The sequence below is a fragment of the Acinetobacter rathckeae genome (assembly GCF_015627125.1).
Classification (GTDB): domain Bacteria; phylum Pseudomonadota; class Gammaproteobacteria; order Pseudomonadales; family Moraxellaceae; genus Acinetobacter; species Acinetobacter rathckeae.
On record NZ_VTDO01000001.1, the window covers coordinates 299,800 to 319,731 of the forward strand.

At 38.9% G+C, this 19,932-nt stretch carries 17 protein-coding genes and 1 pseudogene; 9 read left to right on the forward strand and 9 right to left on the reverse strand.

Going from position 1 to position 19,932, the window contains the following annotated elements:
• Window positions 1-58 precede the first annotated feature (58 nt).
• The 3 genes from I2F31_RS01400 to I2F31_RS01410 all read right to left on the reverse strand — a co-directional run bounded on the left by I2F31_RS01400 (window position 59) and on the right by I2F31_RS01410 (window position 3,421).
• Window positions 59-541, reverse strand: coding sequence for an FKBP-type peptidyl-prolyl cis-trans isomerase (locus I2F31_RS01400; protein WP_195768101.1), 483 nt, complete (start codon window positions 539-541; stop codon window positions 59-61).
• A 184-nt stretch (window positions 542-725) separates the two neighbouring features.
• Complete coding sequence (locus tag I2F31_RS01405) at window positions 726-2,015, reverse strand: NAD(P)/FAD-dependent oxidoreductase (protein WP_195773310.1); 1,290 nt, start codon at window positions 2,013-2,015, stop codon at window positions 726-728.
• 104 nt (window positions 2,016-2,119) lie between these two features.
• Window positions 2,120-3,421 carry a D-alanyl-D-alanine carboxypeptidase family protein gene (locus I2F31_RS01410; RefSeq protein WP_407647855.1) on the reverse strand — a complete coding sequence of 434 codons (1,302 nt, stop codon included), beginning with the start codon at window positions 3,419-3,421 and terminating at the stop codon, window positions 2,120-2,122.
• A gap of 162 nt (window positions 3,422-3,583) precedes the next feature.
• Here I2F31_RS01410 and I2F31_RS01415 point away from each other — a divergent pair, with 162 nt between their 5' ends.
• Window positions 3,584-5,284, forward strand: coding sequence for a M61 family metallopeptidase (locus tag I2F31_RS01415; protein ID WP_195768099.1), 1,701 nt, complete (start codon window positions 3,584-3,586; stop codon window positions 5,282-5,284).
• Between the two features lie 69 nt (window positions 5,285-5,353).
• On the opposite strand, the gene I2F31_RS01420 is transcribed toward I2F31_RS01415, so the two are convergent.
• Window positions 5,354-6,127, reverse strand: coding sequence for a pseudouridine synthase (locus I2F31_RS01420; protein ID WP_195768098.1), 774 nt, complete (start codon window positions 6,125-6,127; stop codon window positions 5,354-5,356).
• A gap of 175 nt (window positions 6,128-6,302) precedes the next feature.
• Between I2F31_RS01420 and icd the strand changes: the two genes are divergently transcribed.
• The 4 genes from icd (at window position 6,303) to I2F31_RS01440 (ending at window position 10,547) form a co-directional block, all read left to right on the forward strand.
• Window positions 6,303-7,556, forward strand: a complete 1,254-nt coding sequence (gene icd, locus I2F31_RS01425) for an NADP-dependent isocitrate dehydrogenase (RefSeq protein ID WP_195768097.1) — start codon at window positions 6,303-6,305, stop codon at window positions 7,554-7,556.
• A 180-nt stretch (window positions 7,557-7,736) separates the two neighbouring features.
• The gene (locus I2F31_RS01430) at window positions 7,737-9,137 is read left to right on the forward strand and encodes an L-cystine transporter (RefSeq protein WP_195768096.1); all 1,401 of its coding nucleotides are present in this window, start codon (window positions 7,737-7,739) and stop codon (window positions 9,135-9,137) included.
• A gap of 8 nt (window positions 9,138-9,145) precedes the next feature.
• On the forward strand, window positions 9,146-9,970 hold the full coding sequence (locus I2F31_RS01435; RefSeq protein WP_195768095.1) for a PhzF family phenazine biosynthesis protein: 825 nt from the start codon (window positions 9,146-9,148) through the stop codon (window positions 9,968-9,970).
• A gap of 97 nt (window positions 9,971-10,067) precedes the next feature.
• Complete coding sequence (locus I2F31_RS01440; RefSeq protein WP_195773311.1) at window positions 10,068-10,547, forward strand: tetratricopeptide repeat protein; 480 nt, start codon at window positions 10,068-10,070, stop codon at window positions 10,545-10,547.
• 143 nt (window positions 10,548-10,690) lie between these two features.
• Here the strand turns inward: I2F31_RS01440 and I2F31_RS01445 are convergent.
• A pseudogene (locus tag I2F31_RS01445) lies at window positions 10,691-11,026 on the reverse strand (cytochrome d ubiquinol oxidase subunit II); the annotation flags it as partial.
• A gap of 541 nt (window positions 11,027-11,567) precedes the next feature.
• On the opposite strand from I2F31_RS01445, the gene I2F31_RS01450 reads away from it, so the two are divergent.
• Window positions 11,568-13,196 carry an inorganic phosphate transporter gene (locus I2F31_RS01450; protein WP_195768093.1) on the forward strand — a complete coding sequence of 543 codons (1,629 nt, stop codon included), beginning with the start codon at window positions 11,568-11,570 and terminating at the stop codon, window positions 13,194-13,196.
• 154 nt (window positions 13,197-13,350) lie between these two features.
• Window positions 13,351-14,286, forward strand: coding sequence for a protease SohB (gene sohB / locus I2F31_RS01455; RefSeq protein WP_195768092.1), 936 nt, complete (start codon window positions 13,351-13,353; stop codon window positions 14,284-14,286).
• A gap of 48 nt (window positions 14,287-14,334) precedes the next feature.
• Here the strand turns inward: sohB and I2F31_RS01460 are convergent, their stop codons facing one another.
• On the reverse strand, window positions 14,335-15,096 hold the full coding sequence (locus I2F31_RS01460) for a 5'-nucleotidase, lipoprotein e(P4) family (RefSeq protein WP_195768091.1): 762 nt from the start codon (window positions 15,094-15,096) through the stop codon (window positions 14,335-14,337).
• Window positions 15,097-15,168: 72 nt separating this feature from the next.
• Complete coding sequence (locus I2F31_RS01465) at window positions 15,169-16,398, reverse strand: L,D-transpeptidase family protein (protein ID WP_195768090.1); 1,230 nt, start codon at window positions 16,396-16,398, stop codon at window positions 15,169-15,171.
• A gap of 180 nt (window positions 16,399-16,578) precedes the next feature.
• Here I2F31_RS01465 and hemE point away from each other — a divergent pair, with 180 nt between their 5' ends.
• Complete coding sequence (hemE, locus tag I2F31_RS01470) at window positions 16,579-17,652, forward strand: uroporphyrinogen decarboxylase (RefSeq protein ID WP_195773312.1); 1,074 nt, start codon at window positions 16,579-16,581, stop codon at window positions 17,650-17,652.
• Window positions 17,653-18,477, forward strand: a complete 825-nt coding sequence (locus I2F31_RS01475) for a DUF817 family protein (RefSeq protein ID WP_195768088.1) — start codon at window positions 17,653-17,655, stop codon at window positions 18,475-18,477.
• 33 nt (window positions 18,478-18,510) lie between these two features.
• On the opposite strand, the gene folE is transcribed toward I2F31_RS01475, so the two are convergent.
• Both folE and I2F31_RS01485 read right to left on the reverse strand, forming a co-directional pair.
• Complete coding sequence (gene folE, locus I2F31_RS01480; RefSeq protein ID WP_195768168.1) at window positions 18,511-19,059, reverse strand: GTP cyclohydrolase I FolE; 549 nt, start codon at window positions 19,057-19,059, stop codon at window positions 18,511-18,513.
• 91 nt (window positions 19,060-19,150) lie between these two features.
• On the reverse strand, window positions 19,151-19,834 hold the full coding sequence (locus I2F31_RS01485) for a Smr/MutS family protein (protein ID WP_195768087.1): 684 nt from the start codon (window positions 19,832-19,834) through the stop codon (window positions 19,151-19,153).
• Between the last annotated feature and the right edge of the window lie 98 nt (window positions 19,835-19,932).

Sequence of the window (19,932 nt, forward strand, 5' to 3'; positions counted from 1 at the left end):
TCTAATCAGAGACCAAAAAAAAGCAAAGCTGAAGCTTTGCTTTTTTGTTCGCCATCACTTAGTGATGATGACCGCCTGCACCATGTACATGGCCGTGATCTAATTCTTCTTGGCTTGCTTCACGTACGTCAGTCACTTCAACGTCAAATGTAAGGTCTTGACCTGCAAGTGGGAAGTTCGCATCTACAACAACAGTTTCGCCTTCAACAGATTTTACAGTCACAATTTGTACGCCGTCATCTGTTTGTGCTTGGAATTGCATGCCCGCTTCGATGTTTTCAACACCTTGGAACATTTGAGCAGGAACTTCTTGTACAAGCTCAGGGTTGTATTCGCCGTATGCTTCAGCAGCAGGAATAGTGATAACAAATTTGTCACCAACTGTTTTGCCTTCAAGTGCTTTTTCTAGGCCTGGGATGATGTTTCCTGCACCATGCAAATAAACGAGTGGCTCGCCTTGTGATTTGTCGAGTGTTTCACCTTCTGCATTAGTGAGTGTGTAGTTGAATGAAACAACTTGGTTATTCGCAATAGCGCTCATATTTGATATCCATTTTTATGTGCCAAAACTTTAATATGCATGACTGCATATTAAAATATAAAGGCATCGTTGCATTAAATTATAGTATGAGGATCATTTTTGAAAAATCAATGAATGGTTGCTTAAAAAACAACCATTGCATATTTTTTCGTGCAAACACAACTCAAACGAAGCCATATAAAACTTAGTACAGTTTAATTTTTGGTCCAACTCTGCGTGTTACAAAGTCTTTGGTCATCATTAAACCTGCTTGTGTATAGCCGTGAATATGGGTTTGATGAATACGGTACAGTGATGCATACATTGAACGAGCCAATGCACCATGTACTTTAACCTGACCTAAAATTTCACCAATCGCTTTGTTACGACTTAAAGAAACCAGTGAGCCTTTGTCTGTAAAGCTGAACATTGGCATGTTACCACCACGTAAGTAAACAGGAATCGCTTCTGCTAAGAAACTGGCTTGTTGACTTGCGACTTGTGCACGTGGTGCAAGTGGTGGTTCGTGTGCATCGGGTTGGCAGTGAGCACAGTCACCAAGGGCAAAAATGCTTGGTTCGCTTAAAGTTTGCAGTGTTGAATAGACCTTCAAACGATTAATACGGTCTTTTTCAAAGCCTTCAAGTAACTCAAGTACAGGCGGTGCTTTTACGCCTGCAGCCCATACGATCATGTCTGCAGGAATGGTTTTTCCATCTGCAAATTGAATGGAGTCTTTGGTCACTTCGCTCACTTTGTGTTGTGTGAGTACATCAATGCCCATTTTTTCGAGTGTTTTTTGTGTTTGTGCTGAAATAGATTCAGACAACACCGGTAAAATACGATTAGTTGCTTCAATAAGCGTGATCTTGACTGATTTCGGGTCAATATGGTCAAGGCCATATTGATTAAAGTTTTCTTTGGCATCAATCAGTTCTGCTGCAAGCTCTACGCCTGTTGCACCTGCACCAATAATGGCAATATTGAGCATACGTGTTTCAGGTGAGTTTTGTGCATTTAAATACAGATGAAACAGATCTTGTTGGAAAACATCTGCTTGTTCTCGGTTATCTAAGAAATAGCAGTTATCACGTACACCTTTGGTATTAAAGTCATTACAGCGAGAGCCGATCGCTAAAACCAGTGTGTCGTAGTGAATGTCTGTAAAACCTTCGTGGTGGTATTTCTCTGACAGTTGAGGTGTACTGATTTTAATGTTTTTTGTGCTTTTGTCTAAGCCTTCGAACTGACCCAAAATAAATTGGTAATGATGTTTTTTTGCATGAGCAAAGTAGTTGGTTTCTTCTGAATGTGGGTTCAGTGTACCTGCTGCAATTTCATGTAAAAGAGGCTTCCAAATGTGCGATAGTGAGCGGTCAATGAGGGTGATTTGAGCTTTTTTATGTTTGCCTAGCGTATTGCCAAGTTGAGTTGCCAACTCTAAACCACCAGCGCCACCACCAACAATAACTATTCGATGTAATTGGTTATTCATGATTTGGTTTGCCTTTATATGTTATATGTATTTGACGTTCTAGACGGTTTTGTTCCATTTAATATCCCACCTTTTACATCCATGTGAAATGACTAAAAACGACTTTATTGATAAATGATTGCTTCTGCAGTTTGATTAGACATAAATGGTAGTATTTGTCTAAGCCAGTGTATCAATCGTTCAAATAAATTGGCACGTTCTAATACAATAGGTGCAGAAATTTTTAATGTATCAATAGGTTGATTATTTTGCAAAATGGTTACATTTGCAAGCAGCATTTCTCTATTTAGTGGTGCAATGAGCTGTTTTTGATCAAGTGTAATATTGAGCTTAATTTGCTGTTGATTTAAGGGTAAAACACTTTGTTTATTTTCAACCACGACACCTGTGTTTATATCAAAATTTTGTAGTTGAATTGGGGTGTCTTTAGGGTATAACGATGTTGTTAATATTTTGTTGTTTTTGTAGGCAAAGGTAAAACTTTTTTGCTCACCATTCACTACGGGCAATTGGAATAACGGTTGATTGGCTTTGAGGGCAACCACATCTTGCGTATAAGCAAATGCCAAATTCATGAGTTGGTTCGCCACTTGAGCACGTTTAAATTTACTTTTTGTGCCTAAAACCACCACAATCAGTCTACGTTCAGGGAGTGTTGAATCTGCTGTCATACGTTTTGCTGTGAGTGCAAAATTAAACCCTGCTGCTGCGGTATAACCTGTTTTTAGACCATCGATGGTATCGTCTTTTTTGAGTAATAGATTTGTGGCTTTATGAGTAAGGTCATCCCATGCATAGCTTTGTTGTTTGGAGTAGTTTAAATATTCTGGATGTTTTTTTATCAGTTGATCAGAAAGTTTAACTAAATCTGAAGCAGATGAGTAGTGGTCTACCATGGTAATGCCAGCTGGGTTGGTAAAATGAGTATTTGACATGCCGAGTTGTTGTGCTGTTGCATTCATCTTTTCAATAAACTGTGGCAAGTTGCCTGAAATCTTTTCTGCTAGTGTCACTGCTGCATCATTGGCAGACATGACAATTAATCCACTGAGCAGTTGGTCGACAGTAATATGTTCACCAACTTTTAAACCCATTTTAGATTCATCAGATTTAACATAATTAACCACACTTGTTGCCGTAATGGTGTCTGTGGTTTTGAGTTGTCCTGCATGAATGGCCTCTAACGTCAGATACGCCACCATCATTTTGGTTAAAGAAGCGGGCGCACGTTGTGCATCTGCATTATGTGCGGCAATCACTTGTTCTGTTTGTGGGTCGAAGATCATCCAAGATTCTGCTTCTACAGACTCGGGGGCAATGTTAAGTATGGCCGCATTGCTAGAAGTCACAAAAATAAAAAAGAGGAAAAATGCCAATAGAGGTCGTGTAGAAAAAATCAAAAGGATCGCCTTGAAACAAATCAGAACGCAGAACGTTACGTGATAAAACTTAAAATAAATAAAAAAGTGTCACAAAAAATGCACACTTACTATTGTGGCATAAAATCATTTAAAAAAAGTGCTAAGCTAAAACCTCACCTCAATAAAATTGGATTGAAATTCTGACTTATGTTGCACTATCAAATAGCATTTGACGATTATAAACAGCATCTTATTCAGGTGTCGTTTACTTTTTTAGCACAACCTGAGCAAGTGCTGTGGTTGCCAACATGGATTCCAGGGAGTTATCTGATTCGTGAGTTTGCCAAGCATGTTGAGTCAGTTCGTGCTCAGACCGTTGCAGGGCAGGCTGTACCGCTTGAAAAGTTTGAAAAAAATAAGTGGCGAGTACATTTAGCACAGGCACAAGAAATTACGGTGTCGTATCAGGTGTATGCTTATGATTTATCTGTACGTGGTGCATATGTCGACCAAAGTTTATTGTATGTAAACCCTTCATGTGTGTGTTTGGGGGTGTTGGGTGAAGAGCAACAGGCGTGCCAAGTAGATATTAAATTGCCTCAAGCTTTAACGCACTTTACCATTGCCACAGGGCTAAAACATACCAGCGATCAAACAGGGCATTACACATTGCATGCAGATAATTACATGCAATTGATTGATAGTCCTTTTGAGTGTGCTGTGCAAGATAGATTTACTTTTGATGCAGAAGGGATTGCACATACATTTACCATTTCAGGCAAACATCAAGCGAACTTACAGCGTTTAAAAACAGATCTTATAAAAATTTGTGAAACTGAAATACAAATGTTTGGGCATGCACCGTTTAATGACTATGTGTTTATGACCATGGCTACAGCCAATCATTATGGTGGGCTTGAGCATCCTAATTCGACCAGTTTAATTGCACCAAGAACTGATTTTCCAGTGGCTGATGAAAAAGATGAACCATCCGCGAACTATCAGCGTTATTTAGGTTTATGTAGTCATGAGTATTTTCACTCATGGTTAGTGAAATGTATTCGACCTGAAGTATTGGCAAACTACAATTTGCATCAAGAAAGTTATACATCGCTACTTTGGATTTTTGAAGGTTTTACCTCGTATTACGATGACTTAATTTTGTTGCGTAGTGGTGTGGTTTCTCAAGAGAGTTATTTAACGTTGCTGAAAGCACAAATTGACCGCTATTTGCAAAATGCAGGGCGTCAGGTGCAATCTGTTGCTGAGTCAAGTTTTGATACATGGATTAAGTTTTATCGCCCTGATGAAAATACTAATAATGCAGGCACAAGTTATTATAACAAAGGGGCTTTAGTCGCTTTATGTATTGATTTGAGCTTAAAGCTTGAAGGGTCTAGCTTAGATGAAGTGATGCGACAACTGTATCAGAATGCACAGCAGGGGCAACAAGTGCATGAACAGACCATTTTACAATGCTGTGAAGCTTTAACCAAAACAGATTGGAAACAACGTTTAGACACATGGGTCAATTCAACTCAAGAGTTACCACTGGCTGAGTTATTAACACAGTTTGGTGTAGATTTTGAATTAGAGCAGAAACAATCATTACCTTTGGGCATGAAAGTGCAAGAGAAGCCAGAGGGTGTATTGGTGCAACAGGTTCGCCGTGACAGTGTGGCGGCTCAAGCAGGTGTGTCTGCACATGATGTCGTGATTGCAATTGATCATTTAAAAGCGACTGAAAAGTTGTTGGCATACTATAGCGAGCAGCAAAAAGCGGTGACTTTACATGTTTTCCGCCGTGATGAGTTACTGACATTACAGGTGAATAGTGCAGATCTAAAACTCGATACAGTGAAATTGACTGTCCAAAATGCAGAAAAAGCCGAAGCGTGGTTAGGTTAGTACCTATAAAATACAAAATAAAAAAGGAGGGCAATTTATTGCCCTCCTTTTTTAGATCATTTTTTAATACTAGCGAGTACGTCGACCACGGCCTTTTTTCAAATTTGGGCGAGTTGTACCATTGGTAATACGGCGAGGGCGTACTGCATCTGTTTTAAAAATTTCCACCAATACCTTGTCACGTTTTTTATCTTGCTTCTTAGTTTTTTTGTCTACATGACCTGTTTTTGGTTTTGAGGCAAAAAATTTCTTTGGCGTTTCTACATGTTCCAAGATTTTTTTAAATTCAGGAATGAGTAACGGTTCAATAGCGCGCGTTTCACCCACTTTAAGGCCTAGCTCAATTAAGTTAATTGGCCCGACCTGTGTGCGAATTAAACGAAGGGTTGGGTAGCCGACAGCCGAGGTCATACGGCGAACTTGTCTATTTCGACCTTCCATAATCTTAATTTCTAACCATGTGGTTGGAATATTTGCACGGTAGCGAATGGGTGGTGTTCTTTCCCATAACCATTTTGGTTCGTCTACAATTTTCACCAACGCAGGTAAAGTCATACCATCGTTCAGTTCTACACCGTTGCACAGTTGCTTTACGGCAGCAGCATCTACTGCACCATCAACTTGGGCTAAATAGGTTTTATATTGCTTTTTTTTAGGGCTAGTAAGGTATTGGTTTAGTCCACCATGATCAGTTAAGATCAGTAAGCCTTCAGAATCACGATCTAAACGACCTGAAACACGTAACTCAGTATCATGAATATACTCAGCTAAAGTGGTGTGTTGTGCTTCTTCTCTAAATTGAGAAAGCACATTAAAAGGTTTGTTGAGTATGGTAATTTTCATGAAAGTATCTGCTTTTACGTGTCTCGTGTATATTGATTTTTTAAATGTAGATTATTTCCAACAGAAATGACGCATTGCATCGATTTACTTTAGAATGAAGTCGCATTTAAAAAAATGAAAAATTGTCATAAAGACAATCATGTAAGTTCGCTAAAGATAAAAGGGAGCCTGTAAAATGGGTTACGACAAGATTGTTGCACCAACACAAGGTGAAAAGATTACCGTTAATACAGATCTATCATGGAATGTGCCAAACCACCCCATTATTCCTTTCATTGAAGGAGATGGAATTGGTATAGATATTACGCCAGCGATGAAAGATGTTGTAAATGCAGCAGTAGAAAAAGCCTATGGTGGTGAACGTGCTATCGAATGGTTAGAATTATACTGTGGCGAAAAGGCAAATGCTACCTATGGTACATATATGCCTGAAGAAACATTTAAAGCAATTCGTGAATATGTGGTGGCAATTAAAGGCCCACTGACCACACCTGTAGGTGGTGGTATGCGTTCACTGAATGTCGCATTACGCCAAGAGCTTGATTTATATGTATGTTCACGCCCTGTGCGTTGGTTTGAAGGTGTACCATCACCTGTGAAGCACCCTGAACAAACAGATATGGTTATTTTTAGAGAAAACTCAGAAGATATTTATGCAGGTATTGAATGGGCTGCAGATTCTGACGAAGCGAAAAAAGTGATTAAGTTTTTGCAAGAAGAAATGGGTGTTAAAAAAATTCGTTTTCCTGAAGGCTGTGGTATTGGGGTTAAGCCTGTATCTAAGCAAGGAACAGAGCGTTTAGTTCGCAAAGCCATTCAGTTTGCCATTGATAATGACAAGCCATCAGTGACTTTAGTTCACAAAGGCAACATTATGAAGTATACCGAAGGTGCATTTAAAGCATGGGGGTATGAGCTGGCTGTCAACGAATTTGGTGGTGAGCTGATTGATGGTGGCCCATGGGTAAGCATTAAAAACCCAAAAACGGGTGGTGATATTGTCATTAAGGATGTGATTGCAGATGCATTTTTACAGCAAATCTTAATGCGCCCTGCAGAATATTCAGTGATTGCGACCCTAAACTTAAATGGTGACTACGTATCTGATGCCTTAGCTGCTCAAGTGGGGGGTATTGGTATTGCACCGGGTGCAAATATTGGTGATGCGGTTTCTGTGTACGAAGCAACGCATGGTACTGCACCAAAATATGCAGGCCAAGATAAAGTGAACCCAGGTTCAATTATTCTTTCTGCTGAAATGATGTTACGTGATATGGGTTGGACAGAAGCAGCAGACCTGATTATACAAGGGGTCTCTGGTGCAATTACGGCTAAAACCGTGACCTATGACTTTGAGCGTTTAATGGACGGTGCAACACTGCTGAGCTGTTCTGATTTTGGTAAAGCCATTATTAAACACATGAATTAATCTGCGATGTTTTAAAAGCCTTACTTTATGTAGGGCTTTTTTATATATAAATGTATGATGTAGAAATAAAAAAATATTCTAAGTGAAATTGTATCTCATTTTTAAAAAATCACTTTAAGTTATTTATAATCCCCGCCAATAGAAAAACTTAAATTGCCTTAAGGCATTGGAGATGAATATATGAATCTACCTTTAATGATTAATATTGTGATTTTTGTCGCTTTATTATTGCTCTTGGCAAGGCTAAGTAAACAGTCATGGAGTTTATCTAAAAAAGTATTGATGGGTTTAGGCCTTGGTGTGGGTTTTGGGTTAGGTTTACAGTGGGTCTATGGGGCATCAAACCCTGTACTAGCGGAGTCTATTACTTGGTTTAATATTGTGGGTAATGGTTATGTGAAACTATTACAAATGATTGTTATGCCTTTGGTCTTTATCTCTATTTTAAGTGCAGTGGCAAAACTACATACAGCCACATCGGCTTTGGGGAAAATGAGTTTTCTCAGTATTGGTACGCTATTGGTGACCACTGCGATTGCTGCATTGGTTGCGGTGGGCGTAACGCAACTTTTCGGCCTAACTGCCAATGGTTTGGTGCAAGGTGCAGCTGAAACAGCCCGTTTAACCGCCATACAAACCGATTATGCAGGTAAGGTGACTGGCTTAAATGTACCTCAGTTTATTTTATCGTTTATACCGACCAATCCCTTTGCTGAATTAACAGGTGCAAAACCAACATCTATTATTAGTGTGGTTATTTTTGCTGTGCTACTTGGTTTGGCGGCATTGCAACTGGCTAAAGATAATTCTGAAAAAGGGCGTTCAGTGTTAGATGCCGTAGATACGCTACAGCTTTGGGTAATGCGACTGGTTCGTTTAGTTATGAAGCTCACGCCGTATGGTGTTTTAGCACTGATGGTAAAAGTGGTTGCAGGTGCGAACTTAAGCGATATTTTAAAACTAGGTGGTTTTTTAGTTGCTTCTTATGTGGGCATTGCTATTATGTTTTTAGTACATGGTTTAATTTTGGCAGGGGTGGGCGTTAGTCCTAAACTGTTCTTTAAAAAAGTGTGGCCTGTACTGACTTTCGCGTTTACTAGTCGCTCTAGTGCTGCAACCATTCCTTTAAATATAGAAGCACAAACACGTCGTTTAGGTGTTCCAGAGTCAATTGCAAGTTTTTCTGCTTCATTTGGTACAACGATTGGACAAAATGGTTGTGCAGGTTTATATCCTGCCATGCTTGCTGTGATGATTGCACCGACAATGGGGGTGAATCCGCTTGACCCAATGTGGATTCTAACACTTGTGGGTGTGGTGACATTAAGTTCTATTGGTGTGGCTGGTGTAGGTGGTGGAGCAACTTTTGCAGCACTTATTGTATTACCAACCCTTGGTTTTCCTGTAACCCTAGCTGCACTGTTAATTTCAATTGAACCTTTAATTGATATGGGGCGTACTGCACTGAATGTGAGTGGTTCAATGACAGCAGGAACGGTCACAAGTCAGCTCATGGGGCAGACAGATGTAGAACGCTTAAAACAAAACCAAGATGAACAGCCGATTCATCATCAATCTTGAGAAAAATAATGTTAAAAATGTACCAAGTCGATGCGTTTACCCAAGATTTATTTAAAGGTAACTCTGCTGCTGTAATTATTTTAGATGAGTGGCTTGATGAGTCACTCATGCAAAATATTGCATTAGAAAATAACTTGTCTGAAACTGCTTTTTTAAAAGCAAATGCAGATGAGAGCTACCATATTCGTTGGTTCACTCCAACGGATGAAGTGGCATTTTGTGGTCATGCGACATTAGCCAGTGCATTTATTTTATTTAAAGAGAATATTCATTTAAAGCAACTACATTTTACCACCAATCAAGTCGGTGATTTTTATATTCAGCAACAGTCTGATGGTTTGATTGAGATGGAGTTTCCTATACGTATGCCAACAGTACTTGAGGAAATTCCACAGGGTTTGGTCGAGGCTTTAGGTACGCCGTTTAAAGCATTGTATGTAAATGACCAAGCCTATGTGGTGGAGTATGAGCATGCTGAGCAAGTTTTAGAGCTACAACCTGATTTTCTTCAGTTGAAGACAGTATGTTTAAATGCCAAAGTGAAGGATGGAAACACGAAAGATGTGGTGATTACTGCACCAAGTGATCAAGCAGAATATAACTTTATTAGTCGTTATTTTGCACCTGCCATAGGGGTACATGAAGACCCTGTAACAGGTTCTATTCATACAGCCCTTGCACCATTTTGGTCGCAACGTTTTAATAAACCTGAGTTAGTGGCATATCAAGCATCTACACGTGGTGGAGTACTTTACTGTAAACAGTTGTCTGCACAACGTATGCAAGTTTCAGGGTATGCAAAGCTTTATATGGTGGCAGAAATTTTTGTGTAGTTTGACAACAAAAACTTTGTGAAAATATGGCTAAATATCGTTGCTAGGTATTTGGCCATATTTTTTAATCTATTTTATGGGTTAAAGAGAAAATGCTATGCACATAGATATTTTGAATCATCCAATTTTACTCAGAAAAAATAAGGATTTTGCAAAAAGCAGACAAGTTTTGTTTGATTTAATCAACTCAGGTGAATTGAGTGGTGCGATATATTTAAATATAGCATGGGCGTATGATAATGAAGGTCTAGAACAAGAGGCACTTGAGTATTATAAAAAAGCACTCCAAGAAAAACTCTCGCTAAATGATACATTCGAAGCAACTTTTGGTTTGGCATGTACTTACAGTAGCCTTGGTGAATATAATCAAGCAGAATTAATTTTTATTGAGTTGCATAAAAGCTATCCGTTGGCTACAGAGGTCATTCCGTTTTATGCATTATGTTTAAATGCACTGCATAAAAAAGATGAAGCATTACAACTCTTGTTTAATCTGATAATAGATCATCCTCCAACGAAAGAAATCTTCGCTTACAAGCCTGCAATGACTCAATATATACGTGAGTTAGAATGTTGATGAGAATAAGAGATCTATTTTGAGTTTTAGCTTGCATCTGATTTAAGTGTTTTTATGGTATTTCATTCATTCGAAATGTGAAATAAAAAAGCCAAGAATCCAAGCGAAATGCTACAAATTCCTTCTCCTGATATCTTCTTTATTTAGTACAAACTGTGAGTATTATCTTGGATGTGTTTATTGGTAATTACACCCCACATTTTGTAGTAACACCATGTGGTATAAGACAAAATAATGGGTACAAAAATACATGCTTTTACTGTCATGACAGTTAATGTTTTTTACTTGATACCGCATCCCACATGGTTAAACTGACTGTTGGATTAATGCTTGATGGCATAAGCAATGGGAATAATGCAAAGCCTATGGTTAAAATTGTGCCAGTAACAGCCAGCGTTGTACCTATAAAGGTCAGTCCTACTTTATTTTTTACCACCACCAATAATCACAATGAGAGCACCTAAAATGGCGATCAGCGGTTAGACAGCTTTTCTTGTGGGCTCATTTTTAGGTCCTTTATCGGAATAACCTAAATAGCATATTTTTAATACTTATAATACATAGCTTGGTTACATATTTAAATCGTTTGGTCTATTTTAAAAATAAATAGGGTTATTCTGTTTTGATAGAATCATATTTTATATATTTAAAAACAAATATTTATATTTAATTGTTTTTTCTGTTTGAGGTTTTTAATTCTTGTTTTTTTTAAAAATTTTGTCAAAAAAAACAATCAAATTTATCGGGTTTATTTTGAATAATTTACATAAGTTAATCATATTGAAATATTTTTTGTATAGCTTGAGAAAGTTGAAAACAAATGAGGATACTTAACTTAGCGAAGTTTTTTATTAGAAATACATCTATTAAGATGATTCGTCTTAACCTTTCTATGTCGCTTATTGCTTTTTTTAAAAGCAAATAGGCAAGACCTTTTTGTACCTGTTCATTTTTGTCATATAACTGTCATAATTAGGGTGAACAATATGCCCATCTTATAGAGTCTATTATTTTGGCCGTATGAATCAGCAAAAAACATCTCAAGACAGCACGACCCCATTGGCATCAGATTTGCCAAAAAATGTAAATGTCCCAACGCCAAAGTTTTTTAAGCCTGTATTTTTAACGATCGTGATTGCAACCCTGATTTATATTGGTTTTCAGTTACACAGCGACCTTTCAAGTGTGCCACCACTCAGTTTGTATTCAGTTATTTTACTCTCTACAGCTTTATTTATTGCGCTTGGTTTTGAGTTTGTAAATGGTTTTCATGATACGGCCAATGCTGTTGCAACAGTCATTTATACCAATGCATTGCCTGCACCTGTTGCAGTGATGTGGGCTGGTTTTTGTAACTTCCTTGGTGTGTTGTTGGCCAGCGGTGCAGTAGCTTATGGCATTATTGCTTTATTGCCTGTTGAAATGATTATGAATGTGGGGACAGGTGCTGGTTTTGCCATGGTTTTTGCATTATTAATTGCAGCTATACTCTGGAATTTAGGGACATGGTTTTTTGGTATACCTGCATCAAGCTCACATACTATGATTGGTTCGATCTTGGGTGTTGGGATCATGAACTACCTTATTAATGCAGCTGCAAATGTACAAAGCAGTGGTATTGATATGGAACAGGTCATTAAAGTTGGTAAGGCTTTGTTGATTTCTCCTTTGGTCGGGTTTGTATTTGCTGCCATTGTATTTTTGTTGGTGAAATTCTTTCTAAAGAAACAGTTGGCACTTTTTCAACCGCCTAAAGGGACAGAGCCACCACCACCAGTTATTCGTGCTTTGCTTATTTTTACCTGTACAGGTGTGAGTTTTGCACATGGCTCTAACGATGGTCAAAAGGGCATGGGCTTAATTATGCTTATTTTGATTGGTTTAGTCCCACTTGCATATTCATTAAATAAGAACTTAGACAGCAATCAATTACAGCAGTTTAAGACGTTGTCGAATGAAACGGCATTGGTTATGTCGGTGAATCAGCAACCTGTACAAGATGTAAATACAGCACGAAATGTATTAACACACTATATTCAAGATAAGAAAGTCACTCCTGAGGTAATGCCTGCTTTAGCAAAAATGACAGCATATGTAGGGCAAACGCTTGCACCGTATCAGTCATTAAAAGATGTTCCTGAAAACACGGTTGCAGATCTACGTAATGAGATGTATTTAAATACAGCCACTTTAAAAGCATTAAATAAGCAAAAAGCACTGCCAGAGTGGACTGCTGAACAGCAAAAAACGGTCAAAGCTTATCAAAAAGGTTTGGATGGCTTTTTACAATATATTCCAACATGGGTCAAAGTGGCTGTAGCTTTAGCTCTTGGCTTAGGTACGATGGTGGGCTGGAAACGTATTGTAGTGACAGTGGGTGAGCGTATTGGTAAAAATCATATGACGTATGGTCAAGGTATGTCTGCAGAGCTTGTTGCAATGACCACGATTGCTGCTGCAGATGGTCTAGGTATGCCAGTATCAACTACACACGTTTTAAACAGTGCAGTAGCAGGTACAATGGTGGCAAATAAGTCTGGCTTACAATGGTCGACTATTCGCAATATTTTATCTGCTTGGGTGTTAACGTTACCTGTAACCATTTGTTTATCTGGTGGTTTATACTGGTTGTTCTTACATATCTTTTAATAAATATTTTTATTTTTACCCCATGCTCTGCGTGGGGTTTTTTATGTTTAAAATGTATCATTTCAGTATGTAAACTCTGCTGAATGCTTGATTTTTCAAGAAAAGAGTCCATATTAAAGACATGATCAACACTATTTAAGAATTAGGCGGATATATGTTATTTCAGTTGCCAAAACTGCCTGCAGAGATTCATGTGACTCATTTAAATGAGCGTTTAGAGACTCAAAAGAAGAAAATTAAAGTAGTTAAACCTGAACAAAAATTTTCAGTATTGGGTTTAATTAAAGCTAAAAAGTCAGCAGGTAAAAAAAGTAAAGAGCGAATCTTTGTTTTAGATTTTAAAGGAGATGTACAAGCCTCTGCTGTTGCGAGCTTTAGAGAAGAAATCACGCTGATTATTGCAACAGCAACGGCTGGAAAAGACCGTGTTCTTATTCGCTTGGAAAGTCCAGGTGGCGTTGTGCATGGCTATGGTTTAGCTGCTGCTCAAATTGCGCGTTTAAGAGATGCGGGCTTTCATGTCACAGTATGTGTAGATAAAGTGGCAGCCAGTGGCGGTTATATGATGGCATGTGTGGCCAATGAGGTTGTAGCATCTCCATTTTCTATCATTGGTTCAATTGGCGTTGTGGCACAAATTCCAAACTTTAATCGTTTACTCAAAGAAAAAAATGTCGATTTTGAGCAGTACACTGCAGGTGAGTATAAGCGTACAGTCACGATGTTTGGTGAAAACACCGATGAAGGAAAAGCTAAATTTAAACAAGAGTTACAAGAGACGCATGAGCTATTTAAGCTTTTCGTGGAAAAGTATCGCCCGCAACTGAATGTTGAACATGTGGCTACTGGCGAACATTGGTATGGTGAGCAAGCGTTAGCACTTAATTTGGTGGATCAATTACAAACTTCAGATACCGTATTGTTAAATCTCATGAGTGAGCATGATGTTTATTTAGTAAGCACGCGTAGTAAACCAACGCTTGGCGAAAAGTTAGGTTTACAAGCCGTGCAAGTGGCAGATGAGCTTGTGCCTGCCGTGCTCAATAAACTGGTTGATGGATTGATTAAACATCATCATTCCAAGTTTTAATACAGCCAATAAAAAAACGCAGTTCATATTTGAACTGCGTTTTTTTATTTAAGGCGTTTGCCAAGTCTTGAGAGTATTTTTATGCCAGCTACCGTAGCTTGCATTGGGTAAAACAATCCAATCTGTTCCAAAGTGTGCTTTATTTTTTTCTACAGCGGCTAGGCCTTCGGCTTTGGTTTGTTTGCTATTAAAGTCACTTGAAAAGTCAGGCAAACTATCGCCAAGTAGCATAATGGTTTGATAGCCCTGAGCAGTAACACTGTCACGGCGTTGTGGTTTTTTAGGGCCAAGCAATAAGACTTGATCTGCATTCACCTGTGGCAGTTTAAGTTGTTTTAATGTTGCAAGTGTTGCATTTTTATTTTCATCGCTTCGGTCAGAAATATAAAAGATCTTAATGCCCTGATCATTTAAAAAATTAAAAAAATCTAAACTGCCTGCAATCAGTGTGGGTGTACCACCTTTTTCCCATGCTGACCAAGTATCCCAACTTGACCAATCATGGCAAGCCAAAGTATCTCTTGCCAATAAAGCACTATTATCAAGGACGGTTTCATCGAGGTCTGTAACCACCGCAAGTGGTTTTTCAGGGTGAGGGTGTTGTGCTAAATACTGCTGAATACGTAAAGTTGCAAGAGCATAACTTTGTTGTTGGAGGGCTTGAATCTCAGGTGACCCTTGCTGATATTTGAGAGCCATTTGGTATTGCTGAATGCTACAGTCAGGTTGATTTTTAGCCGATACGCTTGTCGGTAAAGCAACGCTAAACAACAATGCGGTAAATAAGGTGTAAAAGTTATTTTTTTTCATAAGATATCTAAAGCAATATTTGTATGGGGTGAAAAAAAAGCGTCCATAAAGATGGACGCTACGGGTAAATGTCTAATCTAAAAACTTAACAATGGTGCCTACTTTGACTTTACGTCCTAGGTCATTGGCATCCCAGTTGGTTAAACGAATACAACCATGGGATGCTGTTTTAGAAATAGCTGATGGGTTGGGGGTACCATGAATACCAAATGAACGCTTACTTAGACCAATCCAAATATTGCCCACAGGTGCGTTAGGGCCAGGTGGTAACATGAGTGGTTTTAAGTTGTTACCTTGTACAAAGTTACTTGGCGAATAGCTATACCATGGGTTTGGTGTTGCCCCTGTCACTTTGTATGTGCCTGTTGGTGAAGGTGTATCTGAGCTACCAATCGTTGCAGGGAATGAGCCGACCATTTGGTTTTGTGAGTTAAATAAGTACAGCTGTTTTGCACCTTTGTGTGCCACAATTAAATGAATGTCTTCAGGTAAATTATTACGTACATTGGTCACAATGATTTTTTGCCCGAGCTTGTTAAAGTCGGCTTTGGGGTTAATTTGCTTTAAAAAGCCCTCGTCCATATGGAACTTTTCACCCAGCATTTCTGTGACACGGGTGTAATACAAGCCTTTCATTTTTGCTTGTAGTGCATAGTCATGTGGAATTTCTTTGGCATAAGGGCCTTTTAAGTCGCTTTCACTAATGGTGTACTCTTGGAAAGCAGGCTTATCTTGTAATGCAACTAATGCATTCCAAGTGTCTTGATCTAAAGCACCTGTCGTTTTTAGGCCTTGCATTTGCTGAAAAGAGGCAATTGCTTTGAGCATGTTTTTGCCACTTGAACCATCAATAGCACCTGGAGATGCATGGGCATTGTTGAGCATGACTTGAGCACGTGCATAAGCAGGGAATTGACCTCGTCCAAGGCTTGGTATCCATTCGCTGTTATTTATACCATCTACAGTCCAGTTACCTTTTTCAGCTTTGCTCACAGACTTTGTAGTATTTTGTTTTTCAGCACCAGCATCTATGGTTTGAGCTGTATGTGAAACGTTATCTAGGTGTTTTTGCTCTTCGGTACTCATGTGTACTTCAGATGCCACAACATTAGATTCTTGGTCTGCCATAATCTGCGAGGCCCCTTTGCTGTCAAGCACTAAAGGGTCTATTGGATCAGAAACAGGAGCAGATGCAACGGCTAGCGCATCTGTTGTTGCAACTGGCGTTTCTTCAGATATGGCAAATGCTGTTTGGCACATAATATAGCTTAGGCTCACAGCGAGTAATGAACGAACGAGCATGAATTAAACCTTAGAATTATAGTGTGATAAATCACAGTTAGTATTACAGAGTTTAAAATATCATGCATTAATTATTTTGTGCATATATAATATCAATGCTGAGTATCGTAAGCCTCTGTTATCTAATTAAAGTCGTTTTTGCTATCATAGATGACATATGAATAAGCCGTTGGAAAGGGCATGAGTGAATTAAAAAATGATCGTTTTTTGCGTGCATTATTACGCGAGCCTGTAGATACCACTCCGATTTGGATGATGCGTCAAGCAGGGCGTTATTTGCCAGAGTATCGTGAAACGCGTGCCAAAGCAGGTGATTTTTTGTCTTTGTGTAAAAATACAGCGTTTGCCTGTGAGGTGACATTACAGCCATTGCGCCGTTATGATCTAGATGCTGCCATTTTATTTTCAGATATTTTAACTATTCCAGATGCTTTGGGCTTAGGTTTGTACTTTGAACCAGGGGAAGGGCCTAAATTTAATCGGGTGATTCGTACCGAACAAGACATTAAAAACTTACCAAAATTAGATGCTAAGCGTGATTTAGACTACGTGATGAATGCTGTATCAGCCATTCGTTCTGCGTTATCTGGTGCTGTACCTTTAATTGGTTTTTCAGGTAGTCCTTGGACACTCGCAACCTATATGATTGAAGGTGGTTCGAGTAAAGATTATCGCTACACCAAAGAAATGCTATATAAAACACCTGAGTTATTGCATGCATTACTCGATCATTTAGCCGATGCAGTGATTGATTATTTAAATGCACAAATTGATGCAGGTGCTCAAGCGATTCAAATTTTTGATAGCTGGGGTGGGGCATTGGCACATCGTGAGTACATCGACTTTTCTTTAAACTACATGACTAAAATTGTGTCTGGTTTAAAGCGAGAAAAAGATGGTCGCCGTATTCCAATCATTTTATTTACCAAAGGTGGCGGGCAGTGGCTAGATGTTATGCTAGAGTCTGGTGCAGATGCTTATGGTTTAGATTGGACAACGAAGCTAGATCAAGCACGTATACAGATTGCAGGCCGTGCTGCAATGCAAGGCAACCTTGACCCAGCGACTTTATATGGTTCGAGCCAAAGTATTGAAAAAGCAGTGAAAGCCATGTTAGATGATGCTTACCGTGGTGGTGAGAAAACAGGCTATGTAGCAAACTTAGGTCATGGTATCACGCAGTGGGTGAACCCTGATATGCCTAAGATCTTTGTAGATACCGTACATGAGTATAGTGCGAAGTATTTAGGCTAAATGAAGCAAGCTTTTTTCCTTTTTTATAGCATAACGCAGCGTCTGATGTCGGCTGCGTTTTTTGGTATTTTATTGTTACTAATATTTGCTGTAACCTCAAATATGGGTGATCGAGCCTATTTAGGTTTTTACCGCTACGACTATTTGTTTTTTTGTGCGGTCATTATTCAAATATGTATGCTGTATTTAAAGCTTGAATCTTTAAATGAAGCCAAAGTGATTGCTTTATTTCATGTCATGGCCATGTGTATGGAGCTGGTTTTAACCGCACCTCATATTGGTTCATGGCAGTACCCCGAACCTGCCATATTAAAGTTACAGACTGTGCCTTTGTTTGCAGGGTTTATGTACTCTGCAGTGGGAAGTTTTTTTGTGAGGGTGATTCGGGTTTTTGAGGTGAATTTTATACGCTTACCTCATTTGTATCATATGAGTGCCTTGGCCATTTTGGCATTTGTTAACTTTATGAGTAAGTTTTTTATTATAGATATTCGTAGCGTTTTATTTGTATGGAGTATCTTGGTCTTTTGGCGTACTAAAGCCGTTTTTAAAGTACAGCAAAAAACGATGCAATTACCCATGTTGGTTATTTTGGTATTTTTTGCATTTTTAATTTGGATTGCAGAAAATATTAGTACGTTTTATGACATTTGGGTGTATCCAAACCAAGCCGATGGTTGGCGTTTGGTATGGTTGGGTAAAATTGGTTCATGGTATTTGTTGCTATTACTGAGTTTTGTATCTGTTTTGGTGTTGTTGGGGCATCGCCAGAAAAATGGCAGTTGGCGTATGCGAGAACATTTTATTGGGCATAAAAAAAGATAAGCATATGGCTTATCTTTTTTATTTTTCTAAAAATTAGTAACTTTCAGGCACAGCACTTAAAAACTCACGACGTGCTTCAGTGTTGTTTTTAAAGTCGCCTACAAAAGATACTGTGCGTGTGGTTGAGTTTTGCTTACCCACGCCACGCATCATCATGCACATATGCGCTGAGTCAATCACGACAGCGACACCACGTGCGCCTGTCACACTCTCAACTGCTTCAGCAATTTGTTGTGTTAGGTTTTCTTGAATTTGTAAACGTCTAGCAAACATTTCTGTAATACGTGCAAACTTAGACAAACCAAGTACGTTGCCTTCAGGAAGATATGCAATATGCACACGCCCATAAAATGGCAATAAATGGTGCTCACATAATGAGTAAAACTCAATGTTTTTCACCAACACCATTTCACGGTTGTCTGATGGGAAAACCGCATTATTGGTCACTTCTTCAAGGCTTTTTTCATAGCCTGAAGTGAGATAAGAGAATGCTCTTGCCGCACGTATAGGCGTGTCTTTTAGCCCCGGGCGTTCTAAGTCTTCGCCAATGGTTTTAAGTATATGTTGGTAGGATTGCTGCATAGACATAACAGGTGTTCACTTACACAGATTAAGCAAGGGCGACATTGTAACAGAAAATTGTATAAACGCATGCTTCAATCTAAAAAAAGCTTTAGTTGTCTTTTTTAAGTGGCATACTGCGTTTGAGTAAAACCAATACTGCGCCTGTACCGCCTTGTTTTTCTGGTGCACTTACAAAGGCTAAAACATCTTGGTGTTGTCTGAGCCAACCATTGACATAGGTTTTTAAAATGGCTTCAGGCCCTTTACCATGCACAATTTTAATCACGGTTTGGTTTTCAGCTTTGGCAATTTGAATAATCTCTAATACAGCGGTTCGTGCTTGCTCTACAGTGCAACCATGCAAATCTACGGCTTCAAACCAACGTAGCTTACCTGTTTTAAGCTCATCAAAGACTTTGTGTTGGAGCGTGGTGGTCCGGTAACTGAGACTTTGTTGACTTCCGACAGGGTTTAATATGGCTTGTGTATCTGACAAGGACGCATGGTCGTGATCGAGTGCTCCTTCAGCGGCTGCACGTTTGGCAAGCGTTTGTGCATCTACTTTCTTTTTTACACCTTTAAGCGGTGCAGTAGGGGATGGGTTTGCAAACTTTTTCACGCCTTGCATGGCTTTTTGAAACAGCTCTTCATCATTTGAAGCTGTTGCTTTATCACTCACAGTCTGTGAAGCAGGTTGTGGGGCACTGGTATCTTGTACAGGGGTAATTTGTTTACGAAATGCCTTGAGTAGCTTTTCTTGCTCTTTAGATAAAAAGTTGTCTTTTTTGCTCATAGGTCAATCCATCATAAAAATAAAAAGCACGATTTGATGATGTACGACATCAAAAAAGATGGCTGTACTTCACAACCATCTTTACTTATAAGGAATGC

Excerpts from the sequence above, each read along its gene's own strand:
- I2F31_RS01460 (WP_195768091.1), bottom strand. The coding sequence starts at position 15,096 with ATGAAAAAAAATAACTTTTACACCTTATTTACCGCATTGTTGTTTAGC.
- I2F31_RS01435 (WP_195768095.1), top strand. The coding sequence starts at position 9,146 with ATGTTAAAAATGTACCAAGTCGATGCGTTTACCCAAGATTTATTTAAA.
- I2F31_RS01440 (WP_195773311.1), top strand. The coding sequence starts at position 10,068 with ATGCACATAGATATTTTGAATCATCCAATTTTACTCAGAAAAAATAAG.
- hemE (WP_195773312.1), top strand. The coding sequence starts at position 16,579 with ATGAGTGAATTAAAAAATGATCGTTTTTTGCGTGCATTATTACGCGAG.
- I2F31_RS01450 (WP_195768093.1), top strand. The coding sequence starts at position 11,568 with ATGAATCAGCAAAAAACATCTCAAGACAGCACGACCCCATTGGCATCA.
- I2F31_RS01415 (WP_195768099.1), top strand. The coding sequence starts at position 3,584 with ATGTTGCACTATCAAATAGCATTTGACGATTATAAACAGCATCTTATT.
- I2F31_RS01485 (WP_195768087.1), bottom strand. The coding sequence starts at position 19,834 with ATGAGCAAAAAAGACAACTTTTTATCTAAAGAGCAAGAAAAGCTACTC.
- I2F31_RS01400 (WP_195768101.1), bottom strand. The coding sequence starts at position 541 with ATGAGCGCTATTGCGAATAACCAAGTTGTTTCATTCAACTACACACTC.
- I2F31_RS01430 (WP_195768096.1), top strand. The coding sequence starts at position 7,737 with ATGAATCTACCTTTAATGATTAATATTGTGATTTTTGTCGCTTTATTA.
- folE (WP_195768168.1), bottom strand. The coding sequence starts at position 19,059 with ATGCAGCAATCCTACCAACATATACTTAAAACCATTGGCGAAGACTTA.
- icd (WP_195768097.1), top strand. The coding sequence starts at position 6,303 with ATGGGTTACGACAAGATTGTTGCACCAACACAAGGTGAAAAGATTACC.
- I2F31_RS01475 (WP_195768088.1), top strand. The coding sequence starts at position 17,653 with ATGAAGCAAGCTTTTTTCCTTTTTTATAGCATAACGCAGCGTCTGATG.
- I2F31_RS01420 (WP_195768098.1), bottom strand. The coding sequence starts at position 6,127 with ATGAAAATTACCATACTCAACAAACCTTTTAATGTGCTTTCTCAATTT.
- sohB (WP_195768092.1), top strand. The coding sequence starts at position 13,351 with ATGTTATTTCAGTTGCCAAAACTGCCTGCAGAGATTCATGTGACTCAT.
- I2F31_RS01405 (WP_195773310.1), bottom strand. The coding sequence starts at position 2,015 with ATGAATAACCAATTACATCGAATAGTTATTGTTGGTGGTGGCGCTGGT.
- I2F31_RS01465 (WP_195768090.1), bottom strand. The coding sequence starts at position 16,398 with ATGCTCGTTCGTTCATTACTCGCTGTGAGCCTAAGCTATATTATGTGC.